Annotated in this window: 18 protein-coding genes and 2 tRNA genes; 19 read left to right on the top strand and 1 reads right to left on the bottom strand. The window is 41.9% G+C overall.

Annotated elements, in window-relative coordinates; all coding sequences use genetic code 11:
• Position 1: 1 nt before the first annotated feature.
• Positions 2-958 (top strand): ABC transporter permease, encoded by a 957-nt coding sequence (locus ACXYSL_RS01285; protein WP_025169599.1) that lies wholly within the window; start codon positions 2-4, stop codon positions 956-958.
• A 33-nt stretch (positions 959-991) separates the two neighbouring features.
• Here ACXYSL_RS01285 and plsY read toward each other — a convergent pair whose 3' ends face one another.
• Positions 992-1,633 carry a glycerol-3-phosphate 1-O-acyltransferase PlsY gene (plsY, locus tag ACXYSL_RS01280; RefSeq protein WP_458623748.1) on the bottom strand — a complete coding sequence of 214 codons (642 nt, stop codon included), beginning with the start codon at positions 1,631-1,633 and terminating at the stop codon, positions 992-994.
• A 135-nt stretch (positions 1,634-1,768) separates the two neighbouring features.
• On the opposite strand from plsY, the gene parE reads away from it, so the two are divergent.
• From parE to sufB, 18 genes are all read left to right on the top strand, one after another.
• The gene (gene parE, locus ACXYSL_RS01275) at positions 1,769-3,712 is read left to right on the top strand and encodes a DNA topoisomerase IV subunit B (RefSeq protein WP_458623747.1); all 1,944 of its coding nucleotides are present in this window, start codon (positions 1,769-1,771) and stop codon (positions 3,710-3,712) included.
• A 28-nt stretch (positions 3,713-3,740) separates the two neighbouring features.
• Positions 3,741-4,088: a hypothetical protein gene (locus ACXYSL_RS01270; RefSeq protein ID WP_458623746.1), complete on the top strand. Its 348-nt coding sequence runs from the start codon at positions 3,741-3,743 to the stop codon at positions 4,086-4,088.
• 216 nt (positions 4,089-4,304) lie between these two features.
• The gene (locus ACXYSL_RS01265; protein WP_021164707.1) at positions 4,305-4,817 is read left to right on the top strand and encodes a hypothetical protein; all 513 of its coding nucleotides are present in this window, start codon (positions 4,305-4,307) and stop codon (positions 4,815-4,817) included.
• Positions 4,807-5,661: an aminoglycoside 6-adenylyltransferase gene (locus ACXYSL_RS01260; protein ID WP_458623745.1), complete on the top strand. Its 855-nt coding sequence runs from the start codon at positions 4,807-4,809 to the stop codon at positions 5,659-5,661. The genes ACXYSL_RS01265 and ACXYSL_RS01260 overlap by 11 nt, the downstream gene beginning before the upstream one ends.
• A 204-nt stretch (positions 5,662-5,865) precedes the next feature.
• Positions 5,866-8,346: a DNA topoisomerase IV subunit A gene (gene parC / locus ACXYSL_RS01255; protein WP_458623744.1), complete on the top strand. Its 2,481-nt coding sequence runs from the start codon at positions 5,866-5,868 to the stop codon at positions 8,344-8,346.
• Between the two features lie 116 nt (positions 8,347-8,462).
• On the top strand, positions 8,463-9,500 hold the full coding sequence (locus tag ACXYSL_RS01250) for a branched-chain amino acid aminotransferase (protein WP_458624006.1): 1,038 nt from the start codon (positions 8,463-8,465) through the stop codon (positions 9,498-9,500).
• A gap of 112 nt (positions 9,501-9,612) precedes the next feature.
• On the top strand, positions 9,613-9,843 hold the full coding sequence (locus ACXYSL_RS01245; RefSeq protein ID WP_000037103.1) for a DUF2969 domain-containing protein: 231 nt from the start codon (positions 9,613-9,615) through the stop codon (positions 9,841-9,843).
• Between the two features lie 49 nt (positions 9,844-9,892).
• Positions 9,893-9,973: transfer RNA gene (locus ACXYSL_RS01240), tRNA-Tyr, on the top strand.
• An 8-nt stretch (positions 9,974-9,981) separates the two neighbouring features.
• Positions 9,982-10,053, top strand: a tRNA-Gln gene (locus ACXYSL_RS01235).
• A gap of 162 nt (positions 10,054-10,215) precedes the next feature.
• Positions 10,216-11,418, top strand: coding sequence for a 30S ribosomal protein S1 (gene rpsA, locus ACXYSL_RS01230; protein WP_001001620.1), 1,203 nt, complete (start codon positions 10,216-10,218; stop codon positions 11,416-11,418).
• 82 nt (positions 11,419-11,500) lie between these two features.
• Positions 11,501-11,998 (top strand): GAF domain-containing protein, encoded by a 498-nt coding sequence (locus tag ACXYSL_RS01225; RefSeq protein WP_000887141.1) that lies wholly within the window; start codon positions 11,501-11,503, stop codon positions 11,996-11,998.
• A complete protein-coding gene (gene dnaX, locus ACXYSL_RS01220; RefSeq protein WP_458623743.1) occupies positions 11,998-13,656 on the top strand; it encodes a DNA polymerase III subunit gamma/tau in 1,659 nt (552 codons plus the stop codon). Before ACXYSL_RS01225 ends, dnaX begins: the two co-directional genes overlap by 1 nt.
• A gap of 27 nt (positions 13,657-13,683) precedes the next feature.
• Positions 13,684-13,878 (top strand): DUF3272 family protein, encoded by a 195-nt coding sequence (locus ACXYSL_RS01215; RefSeq protein WP_001081604.1) that lies wholly within the window; start codon positions 13,684-13,686, stop codon positions 13,876-13,878.
• A gap of 150 nt (positions 13,879-14,028) precedes the next feature.
• Positions 14,029-14,799, top strand: coding sequence for a Fe-S cluster assembly ATPase SufC (gene sufC, locus ACXYSL_RS01210; RefSeq protein WP_000114489.1), 771 nt, complete (start codon positions 14,029-14,031; stop codon positions 14,797-14,799).
• 27 nt (positions 14,800-14,826) lie between these two features.
• A complete protein-coding gene (sufD, locus tag ACXYSL_RS01205; protein WP_295588686.1) occupies positions 14,827-16,089 on the top strand; it encodes a Fe-S cluster assembly protein SufD in 1,263 nt (420 codons plus the stop codon).
• A gap of 10 nt (positions 16,090-16,099) precedes the next feature.
• Positions 16,100-17,326 carry a cysteine desulfurase gene (locus tag ACXYSL_RS01200; protein ID WP_458623742.1) on the top strand — a complete coding sequence of 409 codons (1,227 nt, stop codon included), beginning with the start codon at positions 16,100-16,102 and terminating at the stop codon, positions 17,324-17,326.
• Positions 17,313-17,753 carry a Fe-S cluster assembly sulfur transfer protein SufU gene (gene sufU, locus ACXYSL_RS01195; protein ID WP_458623741.1) on the top strand — a complete coding sequence of 147 codons (441 nt, stop codon included), beginning with the start codon at positions 17,313-17,315 and terminating at the stop codon, positions 17,751-17,753. Before ACXYSL_RS01200 ends, sufU begins: the two co-directional genes overlap by 14 nt.
• Before the next feature lie 35 nt (positions 17,754-17,788).
• Complete coding sequence (sufB, locus tag ACXYSL_RS01190) at positions 17,789-19,201, top strand: Fe-S cluster assembly protein SufB (protein WP_000797070.1); 1,413 nt, start codon at positions 17,789-17,791, stop codon at positions 19,199-19,201.
• Positions 19,202-19,254 lie beyond the last annotated feature (53 nt).

Raw genomic sequence — 19,254 nt, 5'->3', positions numbered from 1 at the left:
GATGTCTATTACAACATTACTCACCCTCTTGGTCTCTTCTATGCTGATTTACTCAGCACCACTTATTTTTACGAGTATTGGAGGAGTCTTCTCTGAACGTGGTGGTGTCGTTAACGTCGGTCTTGAAGGAATTATGGTTATGGGAGCCTTTTCTGGGGTTGTCTTTAACCTTGAGTTTGCAGAACAACTTGGAGCAGCGACTCCTTGGATTTCCTTGTTAGTTGCTGGTGTCGTGGGAGCTATTTTCTCCCTCATTCATGCAGTCGCTACAGTTCATTTCCGTGCGGACCATGTTGTCAGTGGTACAGTATTGAACTTGATGGCTCCTGCCCTAGCAGTTTTCTTGGTTAAGGTTCTTTATAATAAAGGACAAACGGATAACTTAAGCCAGACCTTTGGACGTTTTGATTTTCCAGTTTTGGCTAATATCCCAGTGATTGGAGATATCTTCTTCAAGTCAACAAGTTTGCTAGGTTATATCGCGATTACCTTCTCATTCTTTGCTTGGTTTATCCTCTTCAAGACACGCTTTGGTCTTCGCCTTCGCTCTGTCGGTGAACACCCTCAGGCAGCAGATACCTTGGGGATCAATGTCTACAAGATGCGGTATCTTGGGGTTATCATATCAGGTTTCCTAGGGGGAATTGGTGGAGCGATTTATGCTCAATCCATTTCAGTTAACTTCTCAGTGACAACTATTGTTGGTCCTGGATTTATCGCTCTTGCTGCGATGATCTTTGGTAAATGGAACCCAATCGGTGCTATGCTTTCTAGTCTCTTCTTTGGACTTTCACAAAGTTTGGCAGTTATCGGTTCTCAATTGCCTTTCCTACAAGGAGTACCAGCGGTTTACCTTCAAATCGCCCCTTATGTCTTGACCATCCTTGTCTTGGCAGCCTTCTTTGGAAAAGCAGTCGCACCAAAGGCAGACGGTATTAACTACATCAAATCAAAATAAGCATACAAAAAAACGCCAGTTTAAACTGGCGTTTTATTTTTTAGGATTTTGATGTGTCAAGTTTAGTCCCCAAGGGACAAGATTTTCAGTTTTATTTTTGATACGTGTGATATTATCCTTGTGACGAATGATAATCAAGCTAGCAAGTGCTAGGATAATCAAAATGAAGAGAGGGTCATAGCTGTTTAGGATAAAACCAAATAGTGGAAATAGGAGAACTCCGATGACGGCTGCGATAGAAGCGACAACGCTAGACAAGGAAATCATACTACTAAGATAGAGGGTTCCAAAGAATACGACTGCTAGGTAGAGACAGAAGATAGGCGCAAATCCGAAAACGACTCCAGCGCTAGTTGCGACAGCCTTGCCCCCTTTAAATCCTGCAAAGATAGGAAAGGTATGTCCAATTACAGCTAAAAGTCCAAAGACAAGAGGCGATACACCTTGTAGGTGGAAAAGGATTGGAAGGAGAGTGGCCAAGGTTCCTTTGAAAAAGTCAATCACAAAGGTTGCCATACCCGCTTTCTTACCTAAAATACGGAAAGTATTGGTCGTTCCAGTATTTCCAGAACCATGTTCACGCAGATTTGTTTGAAAGAAGATTTGTCCAATCCAAAGACCAGACGGAATCGAACCTAGCAAATAAGCTAGAATTAATAATACAAATGTCATCATAGACCTATTATACCATGAAATGCTGTGGAAAGTCAGAGAATATCCTGTGAAATTGTGACGGCTGAATGGGAAAAGCTTTGCAAAATCGCTAGAAAACCTGTAAAATAGAAAAGATGAACAAATAGGAGGTTCCTTGTGTCAAAAAAGGAAATCAATATTAATAACTACAATGATGACGCCATTCAGGTGCTAGAAGGGTTGGATGCGGTCCGTAAACGTCCGGGGATGTATATCGGTTCGACCGACGGTGCAGGTCTCCATCACCTAGTCTGGGAAATTGTGGACAATGCAGTCGATGAGGCCTTGTCTGGCTTCGGTGATCGCATTGATGTGACTATCAATAAAGACGGAAGTTTAACAGTAGAAGACCATGGTCGTGGGATGCCGACTGGTATGCACGCCATGGGAATTCCAACTGTCGAGGTTATCTTTACCATTCTTCACGCCGGAGGGAAATTCGGTCAAGGAGGCTATAAGACGTCTGGAGGTCTCCACGGGGTGGGGTCTTCTGTTGTTAATGCCCTATCAAGTTGGCTAGAAGTAGAAATCACTCGTGATGGCGCAGTCTACAAGCAACGTTTTGAAAATGGCGGGAAACCCGTCACAACCTTGAAGAAAATTGGTACAGCACCCAAATCTAAGACAGGTACTAAGGTTACCTTCATGCCTGATGCGACTATCTTTTCTACGACTGATTTTAAGTACAATACCATTTCAGAACGACTCAATGAGTCAGCCTTTCTCTTGAAAAATGTGACCCTGTCTTTGACAGATAAGCGAACAGATGAAGCGATTGAATTTCACTATGAAAATGGAGTTCAGGACTTTGTTTCTTACCTCAATGAAGACAAGGAAACCTTGACGCCGGTTCTGTACTTTGAAGGGGAAGATAATGGTTTCCAAGTGGAAGTTGCCCTCCAGTACAATGATGGATTTTCAGATAACATTCTATCCTTTGTCAATAACGTTCGTACCAAGGACGGTGGGACGCATGAGACGGGACTCAAGTCTGCCATTACAAAGGTCATGAACGACTATGCGCGTAAGACGGGACTTCTCAAGGAAAAAGATAAAAACCTAGAAGGTTCAGATTATCGTGAGGGACTAGCAGCCGTTCTTTCTATTCTAGTTCCGGAAGAACACCTCCAGTTTGAAGGTCAGACCAAGGATAAACTGGGGAGTCCACTGGCTCGTCCTGTTGTGGATGGCATAGTATCTGATAAGTTGACTTTCTTCCTAATGGAGAATGGAGAACTAGCTTCAAATCTCATCAGAAAGGCTATCAAGGCTCGTGATGCCCGTGAAGCGGCCCGTAAGGCGCGTGATGAGAGCCGAAATGGCAAGAAAAATAAAAAAGACAAAGGCTTGCTGTCTGGAAAATTGACCCCAGCCCAGTCTAAAAATCCAGCAAAGAACGAGCTCTACCTAGTCGAAGGAGATTCTGCCGGTGGTTCTGCCAAACAAGGTCGTGACCGTAAGTTCCAGGCTATCTTGCCCCTTCGTGGTAAGGTTATCAATACGGCCAAGGCTAAGATGGCGGATATTCTCAAAAATGAAGAAATCAATACCATGATTTATACCATCGGAGCGGGTGTGGGAGCAGACTTTTCCATTGAGGATGCCAACTATGACAAGATTATTATCATGACCGATGCGGATACAGATGGTGCCCATATTCAGACCTTGCTCTTAACCTTTTTCTACCGTTACATGCGTCCACTAGTCGAGGCAGGACATGTCTATATCGCCCTTCCGCCTCTTTACAAGATGTCCAAAGGGAAAGGAAAGAAAGAAGAAGTGGCCTATGCTTGGACGGACGGCGAGTTAGAAGAACTCCGCAAACAGTTCGGCAAAGGTGCCACACTCCAACGCTATAAAGGACTTGGTGAGATGAATGCGGACCAGCTCTGGGAAACAACCATGAACCCAGAAACGCGTACCCTCATCCGTGTCACGATTGAAGACTTGGCACGCGCTGAACGCCGCGTCAATGTCCTCATGGGAGATAAGGTTGAACCACGCCGTAAATGGATTGAAGATAATGTCAAGTTTACGCTGGAAGAAGCGACAGTGTTTTAATAAATTTTGAAATTACAAAGGAGTTATGATGAAAAAAATATATGTAGTTGTATTAGTTGCTTTTATGGCTGTTATTTTATCTGCTTGTTCCTCTAAGGAAGCATGGCTAAAAGGTACATGGACTAGTGATCAAACAAATTCTAAGTATGAATTTAAAGAAGAAAGTGGGAAATGGACTATTTTAAGTGGTGAAAGAAAAATAGCTGAGAATCTAGAAGTAAAGGATCGTAAAGATTCGGTCGTAAACTTAGTTGATGATAATGGAATTCGATATCAGGTTGAAAAGAAAGATAAAGATACAATTAATCTTGAAATATTTAATTTAGATGGACTTTCTGCTACTAATGGGCAAATCTTCGAATTTAAAAAAGATTAGTAGAATGACAAATGGTTAATCTTTAGTTTTAACTAAATATTAGGTTATTTCAACTAATAAGCGAGGCAAGATTTAGTTTTATAGAAACTGTGACAGGATTGTTGGATTATACATTACATTGCAGGTATCAAAAATTATACAGGTAAAGCTTGCTAATCTATTTCCAAGTTGACTACTTTCAATCATCCTGGAGGTGCGGTATTGATTACGTTATTAATGTTGCCTTTTTTCCTTGTTCTCCTAGCCATTTTTGGAATTATATATGATTTAACGACCAATAAAGGTAGAAAAGAGTGTGCTCGCACAGTATCCTTGTTTATATTGAACATCCTCACTATTGCTATCTGTCTATTAGATCTACCAATGGAAAGTAAACCATACTCAGGAATAGGGTTTATCTTATTTTATGCACTTGCTTTCACCCCTTTGATGATTGTGTTCTCACTATATACCCTCTATAGAATTGGAAAACATTATAGGTATTTTAAGAGTAAGTTTGCTATAACACTCCTATTCAATGCTATTTTGCTTTTCCTTCTTTCATTAGTAAATACTTTTGTATTATGGAGAAGTTTTAAAATATATCATAGAAACGATATTAAATTGTTTTATTTTGTTTTAATCGTTATGGGAATTGGTTCGACTATCCAATTGATAGTAGGCGAACTTGAGAAGAAAAGAATACGAGACATCCAAAAACAAGAGGAGCAAGACAGCTATGAAAAATAACTCTATAAAAGATATGTGTGGACAACATAGAAGTGAAGCGAAAATGCTGAGATTGATTTTAGAGACTGCCGAAACTTTACAAGTCAATGCTGTCGCTATGTCTGGTTCACGAACGGATACAAAAGCACCAAAAGATGAGTTTCAAGACTATGATGTTGTTTATGTCGTGGACGACTTAGATAATCTGACGAGTGACCTTTCTTGGTTGGATCGGTTTGGCAAACGCTTGATTGAGCAGCATAATATCCTTGGCAACCGTCGTCTCTACCTCATGCTCTTTGAAGATGGCAATCGGATTGATTTGACTCTATGTCCTAAAGAGTATATCAAGGAGTGGGTAGAAAGCGAAGCGGATTTCACGGTGCTAGAGGACACTAAGGGTTTGTTTGCCCCTTATTCACCAAGTCCTCAACGTTACTGGACAAGTCCAGCTAGTCAGACAGATTTTGAAAAAGCCTGCAATGAATTTTGGTGGGTGTCAGCCTACGTAGTCAAAGGAATCTGTCGCAAGCAACTACTCTACGCTACTGACCATCTCTATGGGATTTGTCACCAAGAACTCCTGAAGGTCTTAGCCTGGCAGGTAGCAAGTGATAAGGGGACTGTCGATATTGGCAAGAACTATAAATATCTCTTTAACTATTTACCTACTGAGAAAGAGAAGGAATTCTTAAATCTGCTTGATTTCTCCAGTTTAGAAAAAATCACTCAGTCTTTATTTGCAACAATGAAACATTTCCACCAAGAAGCTCAATACCTTGCTAACAAGATGGGCCTTGACTATGATAAGGAAGTGGCAGAGAGGATGATTAAGTATGCTGAGGAGAGACTTTCAAATCACTAACTAAATAAATTATATAATTTAAAAGATTAAACTACAGAAAGGGTCGTTTGGTTATTTATCGTAACTGAACACGGTACTAATTTCCGTAAAATATCCTTTATTCTACAAAACCTACTCTATATTCTTTGAAAGGAGTTGAACACGCCCTAAATGCTGTGTGAAAAAGATAAATTTCCTTTGTATTTTACGGGCTCTGTATCCTATATGAGTAACATTCAAAACATGTCCCTGGAGGACATCATGGGAGAGCGCTTTGGTCGCTACTCCAAGTACATCATTCAAGACCGGGCTTTGCCAGACATTCGGGATGGATTGAAGCCGGTTCAGCGCCGTATTCTTTATTCTATGAATAAGGATGGCAACACCTTTGACAAGAGCCATCGTAAGTCTGCCAAGTCTGTCGGTAACATCATGGGGAATTTCCACCCACATGGGGATTCTTCTATCTATAATGCCATGGTTCGTATGTCACAAGACTGGAAAAATCGTGAGATTCTCGTTGAAATGCACGGTAATAACGGTTCTATGGACGGTGATCCGCCTGCGGCTATGCGTTATACTGAGGCTCGTTTATCTGAGATTGCTGGCTATCTCCTTCAGGATATCGAGAAAAAGACTGTCCCCTTTGCTTGGAACTTTGACGATACGGAGAAAGAGCCGACGGTTTTGCCAGCAGCATTTCCAAACCTCTTGGTCAATGGTTCGACTGGTATTTCGGCTGGTTATGCCACAGATATTCCTCCGCATAATTTGGCTGAAGTCATTGATGCGACTGTTTACATGATTGACCACCCAACAGCCAAGGTGGACAAACTCATGGAATTCTTGCCTGGACCAGACTTCCCTACAGGAGCTATCATCCAGGGGCGTGACGAGATCCAAAAGGCTTATGAAACTGGGAAAGGGCGCGTGGTCGTTCGTTCTAAAACTGAGATTGAAAAGTTAAAAGGTGGCAAGGAGCAAATCGTTATTACTGAGATTCCTTATGAAATCAACAAGGCTAATCTAGTCAAGAAAATTGATGATGTCCGTGTCAATAACAAGGTGGCAGGTATTGCTGAGATTCGTGATGAGTCTGACCGTGACGGTCTTCGTATCGCTATTGAGCTCAAGAAAGATGCTAATACAGAGCTCGTTCTTAACTATCTCTTCAAATACACCGACCTACAAATCAATTACAACTTCAACATGGTGGCGATTGACAATTTCACGCCTCGTCAGGTCGGGATTGTCCCCATTTTGTCTAGCTACATCGCCCACCGTCGTGAAGTGATTTTGGCACGTTCCCGTTTTGACAAGGAAAAGGCTGAAAGACGTCTCCATATCGTTGAAGGTTTGATTCGCGTGATTTCGATTTTGGACGAAGTCATTGCCCTTATTCGTGCTTCTGAGAATAAGGCTGACGCCAAGGAAAACCTCAAGGTCAGCTATGATTTTACAGAAGAGCAGGCTGAGGCCATCGTTACTTTACAACTTTATCGATTGACCAATACAGACGTGGTTGTCTTGCAGGAAGAAGAAGCAGAACTTCGTGAGAAGATTGCCATGCTTGCGGCGATCATCGGTGATGAACGGACTATGTACAATCTCATGAAGAAAGAACTCCGTGAGGTCAAGAAGAAATTTGCGACACCACGTTTGAGTACTTTGGAAGATACAGCAAAAGTAATCGAGATTGATACAGCTAGTTTGATTGCCGAGGAAGATACCTATGTCAGCGTGACTAAGGCAGGTTATATCAAGCGTACTAGCCCGCGTTCCTTTGCAGCATCCACTCTGGAAGAAATTGGCAAACGTGATGATGATCGTCTGATCTTTGTACAAACTGCCAAGACAACCCAGCATCTCTTGATGTTCACGACTCTTGGGAATGTCATCTATCGACCAATCCACGAATTGGCAGATATTCGCTGGAAAGATATCGGAGAGCATCTGAGCCAGACCATTACAAACTTTGAAACTAACGAAGAAATCCTTTATGTAGAAGTCGTGGATCAGTTTGATGATGCGACAACCTACTTTGCAGCTACTCGTCTCGGTCAAATCAAGCGTGTAGAACGCAAAGAATTCTCTCCATGGCGGACCTACAAGTCTAAGTCTGTCAAGTATGCTAAGTTCAAAGACGAGACAGACCAGATTATAGCGGTGGCTCCAATTAAACTGGATGATGTACTCTTGATTAGCCAAAACGGTTATGCCCTTCGTTTCAATATCGAAGAGGTTCCGGTTGTTGGTGCCAAAGCTGCGGGTGTCAAGGCTATGAACCTGAAAGCAGATGATGAACTTCAGGCTGCCTTCATCTGTAACACCTCATCCTTCTACCTCTTGACCCAACGTGGAAGTTTGAAACGCGTTTCCATTGAGGAAATTCCAGCGACCAGCCGTGCCAAACGAGGTCTACAAGTCTTGCGTGAGTTGAAAAACAAACCGCACCGTGTCTTTTTAGCAGGAGCAGTTGCAGAACAAGGCTTCGTTGGTGATCTCTTTAGTACAGAAGTAGAAGAAAACGACCAAACGCTGCTTGTCCAATCTAATAAGGGAACAATCTATGAGAGTCGCTTGCAAGACTTGAACCTGTCAGAACGTACTAGCAATGGAAGCTTTATCTCAGATACCATTTCAGATGAAGAAGTTTTCGATGCTTACCTCAAAGAAGTCTTTAAAGAGGACAAAACAAATTCGTAAAAAGAATCAGTCCAGAGGGCTGATTTTTTTTATGTTGAAAAAATTTTCAGAAAATTACAAATAATACTTGAAATTTCACTAGAAAAGTGTAGAATAGAACACATAGTTTGAATAGTATAAAGGAGAAACACATGACAGTTGCAATTGATTGGGAAAATCTTGGCTTTGCTTATATGAAACTACCTTACCGTTATATCGCTCACTACAAAAATGGTCAATGGAATCAAGGAGAATTGACAGAGGATGCGACCTTGCATATTTCAGAGTCTTCTCCAAGTCTTCACTATGGACAGCAAGCATTTGAAGGTTTGAAGGCCTATCGTACGAAGGATGGTAGTATTCAACTTTTCCGTCCTGATGAAAATGCTAAGCGTCTGCAACGTACCTGTGACCGTCTCTTGATGCCACAAGTTCCGACAGAAATGTTTGTAGAAGCTTGTAAAGCAGTTGTGCGTGCAAATGAAGCATACGTACCACCATATGGAACAGGTGGAACACTTTATCTTCGTCCACTTTTGATTGGTGTCGGAGATATCATCGGGGTAAAACCAGCAGAAGAGTATATTTTCACCATCTTTGCTATGCCGGTTGGCAACTACTTCAAAGGCGGCTTAGTCCCAACTAACTTCTTGATTCAGGATGAATACGACCGGGCAGCTCCAAATGGTACGGGTGCGGCCAAGGTAGGTGGTAACTACGCTGCCAGTCTCCTCCCAGGTAAAATGGCCAAGTCACGCCAATTTTCAGATGTTATCTACCTAGACCCATCTACACATACAAAGATTGAAGAAGTCGGATCAGCCAACTTCTTTGGAATCACGGCAGACAATGAATTTGTTACGCCATTGAGTCCATCCATCTTGCCATCTATTACCAAGTACTCTTTGCTTTACTTGGCAGAGCACCGCTTGGGCTTGACACCGATTGAAGGCGATGTCCCAATCGATAATTTGGATCGTTTTGTAGAGGCAGGAGCTTGTGGTACAGCAGCAGTTATTTCTCCAATTGGGGGGATTCAACATGGCGATGATTTCCATGTTTTCTATAGTGAAACGGAAGTAGGTCCTGTTACACGTAAACTCTACGATGAATTGACTGGTATCCAATTTGGTGATGTGGAAGCACCAGAGGGATGGATTGTCAAAGTGGACTAAAAGACACGAAGTAAAGAAGAACTCCATAGCAGTTGTAAGGACTGAAATGGAGTTTTTTCTTGCTAGTTTGAGTATTTTCTTGTACAATAGAAAAAGTGAAAAGAGGTACAGTATGAGTAAAAAAGATAAGAAAATTGAAATTCAATTAACAGATGCTAAAGTGACTGTTGGAAAAGACAATTATGAAGGCTACGTTTTGACAATCGGGAAAAAGGTCATTGGCGAAATTGCCGAATTAGATAGCCAATTTGCCATCATAAAGAATGGAAATGTCGATAGTTTTTATAAAAAACTTGAAAAAGCTGTGGAAATTTTGATTGAAAACTATAATTTGACAAAATAATACTTGTTTTATTGAAATTTTCATGATATAATAGTTCTCGTTAAACATTGGAGAGATAGCGAAGAGGCTAAACGCGGCGGACTGTAAATCCGCTCCTTCGGGTTCGGGGGTTCGAATCCCTCTCTCTCCATTTATCAATGGGGTATAGCCAAGCGGTAAGGCAAGGGACTTTGACTCCCTCATGCGTTGGTTCGAATCCAGCTACCCCAGTTCTTAGGTAATAAGTTCAAGATAAAAAGAAAAATATCTTAGGGTATTTTATTTTTATAATTGATAGACGTGAACGATATGAACATGTCCTTGCGGGTGCTTAGGAAAAAAATTATAAGTATGTCAAGTTTGGAAAGACTTGATTGTTGGAGGATTTTTTAGATGAACGAATTTGAAGATTTGCTAAATAGCGTTAGCCAAGTTGAGCCTGGTGATGTTGTTAGTGCTGAAGTATTGACAGTTGATGCGACTCAAGCTAACGTTGCAATCTCTGGGACTGGTGTTGAAGGTGTCTTGACTCTTCGCGAATTGACAAACGATCGCGATGCAGATATCAATGACTTTGTGAAAGTAGGAGAAGTATTGGATGTTCTTGTACTTCGTCAAGTAGTTGGTAAAGATACTGATACAGTTACATACCTTGTATCTAAAAAACGCCTTGAAGCTCGCAAAGCATGGGACAAACTTGTAGGACGCGAAGAAGAAGTTGTTACTGTTAAAGGAACTCGTGCCGTTAAAGGTGGACTTTCAGTAGAATTTGAAGGTGTTCGTGGATTCATCCCAGCTTCAATGTTGGATACTCGTTTCGTACGTAACACTGAGCGTTTCGTAGGTCAAGAATTTGATGCTAAGATCAAAGAAGTTGATCCTAAAGAAAACCGCTTCATCCTTTCACGTCGTGAAGTTGTTGAAGCAGCTACTGCAGCAGCTCGTGCTGAAGTATTCAGTAAATTGGCTGTTGGTGATGTCGTAACTGGTAAAGTTGCTCGTATCACTAGCTTCGGTGCTTTCATCGATCTCGGTGGTGTTGACGGATTGGTTCACTTGACTGAATTGTCACACGAACGTAACGTATCACCTAAATCAGTTGTAACTGTTGGTGAAGAAATCGAAGTTAAAGTCCTTGATCTTAATGAAGAAGAAGGACGCGTATCCCTTTCACTTAAAGCAACAACACCTGGACCATGGGATGGCGTTGAGCAAAAATTGGCTAAAGGTGATGTAGTAGAAGGAACAGTTAAACGTTTGACTGACTTCGGTGCATTTGTTGAAGTATTGCCAGGTATCGATGGACTTGTTCACGTATCACAAATTTCACACAAACGTATCGAAAATCCAAAAGAAGCTCTTACTGTTGGTCAAGAAGTTACTGTTAAAGTCCTTGATGTTAACGCTGACGCAGAACGTGTATCACTTTCTATCAAAGCTCTTGAAGAACGTCCAGCTCAAGAAGAAGGACAAAAAGAAGAAAAACGTGCTGCTCGTCCACGTCGTCCAAAACGTCAAGAAAAACGTGATTTCGAACTTCCAGAAACACAAACAGGATTCTCAATGGCTGACTTGTTCGGTGATATCGAACTTTAATCAAATTGATAATCGCAAAATCCTTTGTTTAAAACAAGGGATTTTTCTTTTGTCTCTTTCCCATTTTTGATATAATAGTTCTATGTTAGATTCAGAAAAACAATCACAATATCAATTGTTAAATGAGGAACTCTCTTATTTACTTGAAGGTGAGAGCAATGTTCTTGCCAATCTTTCGAATGCTAGTGCCCTCCTAAAATCTCGCTTTCCGAATACTGTATTTGCAGGTTTTTATCTGTTTGATGGTAGCGAGTTGGTTTTAGGTCCTTTTCAGGGTGGTGTTTCTTGTATTCGCATTCCGCTTGGAAAAGGCGTATGTGGAGAAGCTGCTGAGTTTCAAGAGACTGTTTTAGTTGGCGATGTGAGCACCTATCCAAACTACATTTCTTGTGATAGTATGGCCAAGAGTGAAATCGTAGTTCCCATGCTCAAGAATGGTCGATTGCTGGGTGTCTTAGACCTGGATTCTTCACTTATTGATGATTACAATGCCATTGACCGTGATTACTTGGAACAATTTGTCGCTATTTTGCTTGAGAAGACAGAATGGGACTTTACGATGTTTGAGGAGAAAGCCTAATGTATCAAGCACTTTATCGAAAATATAGAAGCCAAACTTTTTCACAACTGGTAGGTCAAGAGGTTGTGGCTAAAACCCTAAAACAAGCGGTCGAGCAGGAAAAGATTAGTCATGCCTATCTCTTCTCAGGCCCTCGTGGAACTGGGAAAACTAGCGTAGCCAAGATTTTTGCCAAGGCCATGAACTGCCCAAATCAAGTGGATGGAGAACCATGTAATCACTGCTATATCTGTCAGGCAGTGACAGAAGGTAGCCTAGAAGATGTTATCGAAATGGATGCAGCTTCGAATAACGGAGTCGATGAAATCCGTGAAATTCGTGACAAATCTACCTATGCACCTAGCTTAGCACGTTACAAGGTCTATATTATTGACGAGGTCCATATGCTGTCTACGGGAGCCTTCAATGCGCTTTTGAAGACTCTTGAGGAGCCAACTCAGAATGTTGTCTTTATCTTGGCGACCACTGAATTGCATAAGATTCCTGCAACCATTTTATCGCGTGTTCAACGTTTTGAGTTCAAATCGATTAAAACTCAAGATATCAAGGAGCATATTTATCATATTCTAGAAAAAGAAAATATCAGTTCTGAACCGGAGGCTGTGGAAATCATTGCCAGACGAGCTGAAGGTGGAATGCGGGATGCCTTGTCCATTCTGGATCAAGCTTTGAGTTTAACACAGGGAAACGAGCTCACGACTGCTATCTCTGAGGAGATTACAGGCACCATTAGTTTATCAGCACTAGATGACTATGTAGCTGCCTTGTCTCAACAGGATGTTCCAAAAGCACTTGATTCTTTGAATCTTTTATTTGAGAATGGCAAGAGCATGACTCGTTTTGTGACGGATCTCTTGCAGTATTTGCGTGATTTACTGGTCGTCCAGACGGGTGGCGAAAATACTCATCATAGTCCAGTTTTTAAGGACAATCTAGCTTTATCTCAGGGAGGCCTCTTTGAAATGATTCGAATAGCGACTGTGAGCTTGGCAGATATGAAAGCAAGCCTGCAACCTAAGATTTATGCTGAGATGATGACCATTCGTTTAGCTGAGATTAAGCCTGAACCAGTGCTTTCAGAAGCTGTCGAAGGCGAAATAGCTGCACTGAGACAGGAAGTCGCTCGTCTCAAACAAGAACTTGCCAATGTTGAAACAGCTCCTAAACAAGTGGTGCCAGTTCCTAGCCGTCCAGTCACTTCCAAGACAGTCTATCGAGTGGATCGCAACAAAGTTCAGACTATCCTGCAAGAAGCTGTCGAAAATCCTGATTTGGCACGGCAAAACTTGATTCGCCTCCAAAATGCATGGGGAGAAGTGATTGAAAGCTTAGCTGGTCCGGATAAGGCTCTGCTCGTTGGTTCTCAGCCAGTTGCGGCCAATGAACACCATGCTATTTTAGCCTTTGAGTCTAATTTCAATGCTGGGCAAACCATGAAAAGGGATAACCTCAATACCATATTTGGCAATATTCTCAGCCAGGCAGCAGGATTTTCACCTGAAATATTAGCCATTTCCTTAGAGGAATGGAAAGAGGTTCGAGCAGCATTTTCAGCTAAAAATAAGTCTTCTCAAGCTGACCAAGAGGTGGAAGAAGAGAGTCTGATTCCAGAAGGATTTGAATTTCTAGCTGATAAAGTCATGGTTGAAGAAGACTAAAAGTGGATTTCATGATACAATAATCTTATGAATAGACAACAATTTATCATAATAGCGTTATTCACGGCAGCTGAGACTTATTTCTTCAATGAATCCTTGATGACTGGTCGCTACGTTATGGCAGCTTTTTGGGCGATTTTACTCTTTCGAAACTTTAGGTTAAGCTACCTGATGGGAAAAATTGTAGACGCTATTGATCAGCACCTAAACCGCAAGGATTAGCCCCCAGCTTCTAAACAAAATAAAAGCCTTTTAGGCTTTTTTTTGTTATACTAGTAGAGTATATTTATTGACCTTTTGTCCTATTTTTTAGGGATTGTAAGCAATTTCCTAAGGTATTGAGCAAAATGTTTGAAAAAGAAAGGAACTATCATGTCAGTATTAGAGATCAAAGATCTTCACGTTGAGATTGAAGGAAAAGAAATTTTGAAAGGAGTCAATCTGACTCTGAAAACTGGAGAAATCGCAGCCATTATGGGACCAAATGGTACTGGTAAATCGACTCTTTCTGCTGCTATCATGGGAAACCCCAACTATGAAGTCACAAAAGGTGAGGTCTTGTTTGATGGTGTAAATATCCTTGAGTTGGAAGTGGACGAGCGTGCGCGTATGGGACTTTTCCTGGCTATGCAGTACCCATCAGAAATCCCTGGAATTACTAACGCAGAGTTTCTGCGTGCAGCCATGAATGCTGGAAAAGAAGATGATGAAAAGATTTCAGTTCGTGAGTTCATCACTAAACTAGACGAGAAAATGGAATTGCTCAACATGAAAGAAGAAATGGCAGAACGTTACCTCAACGAAGGCTTCTCTGGTGGTGAGAAAAAACGCAATGAAATTCTTCAACTCTTGATGTTGGAACCAACTTTTGCCCTTTTGGATGAGATTGACTCAGGTCTTGATATTGATGCCCTTAAAGTTGTATCGAAAGGTGTGAATGCTATGCGTGGTGAAGGCTTTGGTGCTATGATCATCACTCACTACCAACGTCTTTTGAACTACATCACACCTGATGTGGTACATGTGATGATGGAAGGTCGTGTGGTCCTTTCTGGAGGTCCAGAATTAGCAGCCCGTTTGGAACGTGAAGGATACGCAAAACTAGCTGAAGAACTTGGCTACGACTACAAGGAAGAATTGTAATTCCCTCGTATCTTTTAGGAGAAGTAAATGACTAAAGAAACTATTAAACTTTTTTCAGAAACGCACGCTGAACCAAGCTGGTTGTCAGACCTCCGTCAAAAAGCTTTTGATAAGATTGAGAGTTTGGAGTTACCAGTCATCGAGCGTGTGAAATTTCACCGTTGGAATCTTGGAGATGGAACCATTACAGAAAGCGAACCATCAGCAAATGTTCCTGACTTCACAGCTCTAGATAATCACTTGAAATTGGTTCAAGTAGGGACTCAAACTGTTTTTGAACAAATTCCACTTGAATTGGCTGAACAAGGGGTTGTCTTTACAGACTTCCACTCAGCTTTAGAAGAAATTCCAGAGCTTATTGAGGAATTCTTCATGTCGTCTGTTAAATATGACGATGATAAATTAGCAGCTTATCACACAGCCTACTTTAACAGTGGTGCTGTTCTCTACATTCCTGATAATGTTGAGATTGCAGAGCCCATTGAAGGAATTTTCTACCAAGACAGTGATAGCGATGTACCATTTAACAAGCATATCCTCATTATCGCTGGTAAAAACTCTAAAATTAGCTATCTTGAACGTTTAGAATCACGTGGCGAAGGTAGTGCAAAAGCAACTGCCAATATCACAGTTGAAGTGATTGCTCGTTCTGGTGCGCAAGTCAAGTTTGCTGCGATTGACCGCTTAGGTGAAAATGTCACTGCCTACATTAGCCGTCGTGGTAAACTAGGCAACGATGCAAGCATTGACTGGGCAATTGGTGTCATGAACGAAGGAAATGTCGTTGCGGACTTTGATAGTGACTTGATTGGAAATGGTAGCCATGCTGACCTTAAAGTCGTAGCTCTTTCAAGTGGTCGTCAGGTGCAAGGGATTGACACTCGTGTAACTAACTACGGGTGCAACTCTATCGGAAATATCCTCCAACATGGGGTTATCCTTGAAAAAGCAACTTTGACCTTCAATGGTATTGGCCACATTATTAAGGGTGCTAAGGGAGCAGATGCCCAACAAGAAAGTCGAGTTCTGATGCTTTCAGACCAAGCGCGTTCTGATGCCAACCCAATTCTTTTGATTGATGAAAATGATGTTACTGCAGGCCACGCGGCTTCTATCGGTCAGGTGGATCCTGAAGACATGTACTACCTCATGAGCCGTGGCTTGGACAAGGCAACTGCAGAACGCTTGGTTGTTCGTGGGTTCCTTGGATCCGTTATCGTTGAGATCCCTGTCAAGGAAGTTCGTGATGAAATGATAGCAACCATCGAAGAAAAATTGTCAAAACGCTAAGGGGAAGCCTATGTTAGATGTAGAAGCGATTCGCAAGGATTTTCCGATTTTAGACCAGATCGTTAACGATGAACCACTGGTCTATCTGGACAATGCTGCGACGACACAAAAACCACTAGCAGTTCTGGAAGCGATCAACCGCTACTATGAGGAGGACAATGCCAATGTTCACCGTGGTGTTCATACATTGGCTGAGAGAGCGACTGCTTCTTATGAAGCTGCGCGTGAGACTATTCGTAAGTTTATCAATGCTGGTTCTACAAAGGAGGTTCTCTTTACCAGAGGAACGACGACCAGTCTTAACTGGGTAGCACGTTATGCTGAAGAAATCTTGACTGAGGGAGACCAGGTCTTGATTTCTGTCATGGAACACCACTCCAATATCATTCCTTGGCAGGAGGCCTGCCGCAAGACTGGAGCGGAGCTTGTCTATGTCTATCTCAAGGATGGAGCTCTGGATATGGATGACTTGCGTTCTAAATTGACTGACAAAGTTAAGTTTGTTTCACTAGCTCACGCATCAAACGTTCTTGGAGTGGTTAATCCGATCAAGGAAATCACTCAAATGGCACATAAAGTTGGTGCTATTATGGTGGTGGATGGTGCTCAATCTACGCCTCATATGAAGATTGACGTCCAGGACTTGGATGTAGACTTCTTTGCCTTTTCAGGTCACAAGATGGCTGGTCCGACTGGTATTGGTGTTCTTTACGGCAAAGAAAAGTATCTTGAGCAAATGTCTCCAGTAGAATTTGGCGGCGAAATGATTGATTTCGTCTATGAGCAATCTGCTAGTTGGAAGGAATTGCCTTGGAAATTTGAGGCTGGAACTCCTAATATGGCTGGTGCAATTGGGCTTGCTGCTGCAGTGGATTATCTAGAAAAAATTGGCATGGATGTCATTGAAGTCCATGAACAAGAATTGATAGCCTACGTCTATCCAAAACTTCAGGCAATTGAAGGACTGACCATTTATGGTTCTCAGGACCTGGCTCAACGTTCGGGTGTTATTGCCTTTAACCTAGGTGATCTCCATCCTCACGACCTTGCGACCGCTTTGGATTATGAAGGAGTAGCAGTTCGTGCGGGTCATCATTGCGCTCAACCTTTGCTCCAATATTTGGAAGTCCCAGCAACAGCTCGTGCAAGTTTTTATATCTACAATACTAAGGCAGATTGTGACAAACTAGTCGATGCCCTACAAAAGACAAAGGAGTTTTTCAATGGCACTTTCTAAACTAGATAGCCTTTATATGGCAGTGGTAGCGGACCATTCGAAAAACCCCCATCACCAAGGGAAGTTAGAAGACGCTGAGCAAATCAGTCTCAACAATCCAACCTGTGGGGATGTCATCAATCTCTCTGTCAAGTTTGATGCAGAGAATCGTTTGGAAGATATCGCTTTTCTAAACTCAGGATGCACGATTTCAACTGCCTCTGCTAGCATGATGACAGATGCAGTTTTAGGTAAAACAAAGCAAGAGATTTTAGAATTAGCAACTATTTTTTCTGAAATGGTACAAGGGCAAAAAGATGAGCGTCAAGACCAACTTGGAGACGCTGCCTTCTTATCAGGTGTTGCTAAATTCCCTCAGCGAATCAAGTGTGCAACCCTAGCTTGGAACGCTCTTAAGAAGACAATTGAAAATCAAGAAGATAAATAAGAAACATAGAAATATATAATGAAAGAAAGGATATTATGGCTGAAGAAAGAGTAGAACCAAAACCAATTGACCTTGGTGAATATAAATTTGGTTTCCATGACGATGTAGAGCCTGTCCTATCGACAGGAAAAGGACTCAACGAAGGTGTTATTCGTGAATTATCTGCTGCCAAGGGTGAGCCTGAGTGGATGTTGGAGTTCCGTTTGAAGTCTTATGAAACCTTCAAGAAAATGCCCATGCAAACTTGGGGAGCAGACTTGTCAGAGATTGACTTTGATGATTTGATCTACTACCAAAAACCATCTGATAAACCTGCTCGTTCTTGGGATGAAGTTCCTGAAAAAATCAAAGAAACCTTTGAACGTATCGGGATTCCAGAAGCTGAGCGTGCCTATCTAGCTGGAGCTTCTGCCCAGTATGAGTCAGAAGTAGTTTACCATAACATGAAGGAAGAATTTGAGAAGTTAGGTATCATCTTTACAGATACAGATTCTGCCCTCAAGGAATACCCAGACTTGTTCAAACAATATTTTGCGAAGTTGGTACCGCCGACTGATAACAAGTTGGCAGCCCTCAATTCGGCAGTGTGGTCTGGTGGAACCTTTATCTACGTACCAAAAGGGGTCAAGGTAGATATTCCGCTTCAAACTTACTTCCGTATCAACAACGAAAATACAGGTCAGTTCGAGCGTACCTTGATTATCGTTGATGAGGGAGCAAGCGTCCACTACGTAGAAGGATGTACAGCACCAACATATTCAAGCAATAGCTTGCACGCTGCCATTGTAGAAATCTTTGCTTTGGATGGAGCTTACATGCGCTATACAACCATCCAAAACTGGTCTGATAATGTCTATAACTTGGTAACAAAACGTGCCAAAGCCTTGAAAGATGCGACTGTTGAGTGGATTGATGGTAACTTGGGTGCCAAAACAACCATGAAATACCCATCTGTTTACCTAGATGGAGAAGGTGCGCGTGGAACCATGCTCTCCATCGCCTTTGCTAATGCAGGGCAACACCAAGATACGGGTGCCAAGATGATTCACAATGCTCCACATACAAGCTCGTCTATCGTGTCTAAATCCATCGCTAAAGGTGGAGGAAAGGTGGACTACCGTGGACAAGTAACCTTCAACAAGAACTCGAAGAAATCTGTTTCTCATATCGAGTGTGATACCATTATCATGGATGACTTATCAGCGTCAGATACCATTCCATTTAATGAAATCCACAACTCGCAAGTTGCATTGGAGCACGAAGCCAAGGTATCTAAGATTTCAGAGGAACAACTCTATTACCTCATGAGCCGTGGATTGTCAGAATCTGAGGCGACCGAGATGATTGTCATGGGATTTGTAGAGCCCTTCACAAAAGAACTTCCAATGGAATACGCGGTTGAGCTGAACCGCTTGATTAGCTATGAAATGGAAGGTTCAGTCGGATAAGAATATGCAAAATCTGAACAGGAATCCTTTCTGTTCAGAATTTTTTTCAAAAA

The organism is Streptococcus sp. V913 (genome assembly GCF_054353455.1).
Note: the sequence above shows the minus strand (reverse complement) of the source record. Positions and strands in the feature narration are given on the sequence as shown.

What these genes read in the sequence shown, in the direction of transcription:
- ACXYSL_RS01285 (WP_025169599.1), top strand. Translation starts at nt 2, where the DNA reads ATGTCTATTACAACATTACTCACCCTCTTGGTCTCTTCTATGCTGATT.
- plsY (WP_458623748.1), bottom strand. Translation starts at nt 1,633, where the DNA reads ATGATGACATTTGTATTATTAATTCTAGCTTATTTGCTAGGTTCGATT.
- ACXYSL_RS01270 (WP_458623746.1), top strand. Translation starts at nt 3,741, where the DNA reads ATGAAAAAAATATATGTAGTTGTATTAGTTGCTTTTATGGCTGTTATT.
- ACXYSL_RS01265 (WP_021164707.1), top strand. Translation starts at nt 4,305, where the DNA reads ATGTTGCCTTTTTTCCTTGTTCTCCTAGCCATTTTTGGAATTATATAT.
- ACXYSL_RS01260 (WP_458623745.1), top strand. Translation starts at nt 4,807, where the DNA reads ATGAAAAATAACTCTATAAAAGATATGTGTGGACAACATAGAAGTGAA.
- parC (WP_458623744.1), top strand. Translation starts at nt 5,866, where the DNA reads ATGAGTAACATTCAAAACATGTCCCTGGAGGACATCATGGGAGAGCGC.
- ACXYSL_RS01245 (WP_000037103.1), top strand. Translation starts at nt 9,613, where the DNA reads ATGAGTAAAAAAGATAAGAAAATTGAAATTCAATTAACAGATGCTAAA.
- rpsA (WP_001001620.1), top strand. Translation starts at nt 10,216, where the DNA reads ATGAACGAATTTGAAGATTTGCTAAATAGCGTTAGCCAAGTTGAGCCT.
- ACXYSL_RS01225 (WP_000887141.1), top strand. Translation starts at nt 11,501, where the DNA reads ATGTTAGATTCAGAAAAACAATCACAATATCAATTGTTAAATGAGGAA.
- dnaX (WP_458623743.1), top strand. Translation starts at nt 11,998, where the DNA reads ATGTATCAAGCACTTTATCGAAAATATAGAAGCCAAACTTTTTCACAA.
- ACXYSL_RS01215 (WP_001081604.1), top strand. Translation starts at nt 13,684, where the DNA reads ATGAATAGACAACAATTTATCATAATAGCGTTATTCACGGCAGCTGAG.
- sufC (WP_000114489.1), top strand. Translation starts at nt 14,029, where the DNA reads ATGTCAGTATTAGAGATCAAAGATCTTCACGTTGAGATTGAAGGAAAA.
- sufD (WP_295588686.1), top strand. Translation starts at nt 14,827, where the DNA reads ATGACTAAAGAAACTATTAAACTTTTTTCAGAAACGCACGCTGAACCA.
- ACXYSL_RS01200 (WP_458623742.1), top strand. Translation starts at nt 16,100, where the DNA reads ATGTTAGATGTAGAAGCGATTCGCAAGGATTTTCCGATTTTAGACCAG.
- sufU (WP_458623741.1), top strand. Translation starts at nt 17,313, where the DNA reads ATGGCACTTTCTAAACTAGATAGCCTTTATATGGCAGTGGTAGCGGAC.
- sufB (WP_000797070.1), top strand. Translation starts at nt 17,789, where the DNA reads ATGGCTGAAGAAAGAGTAGAACCAAAACCAATTGACCTTGGTGAATAT.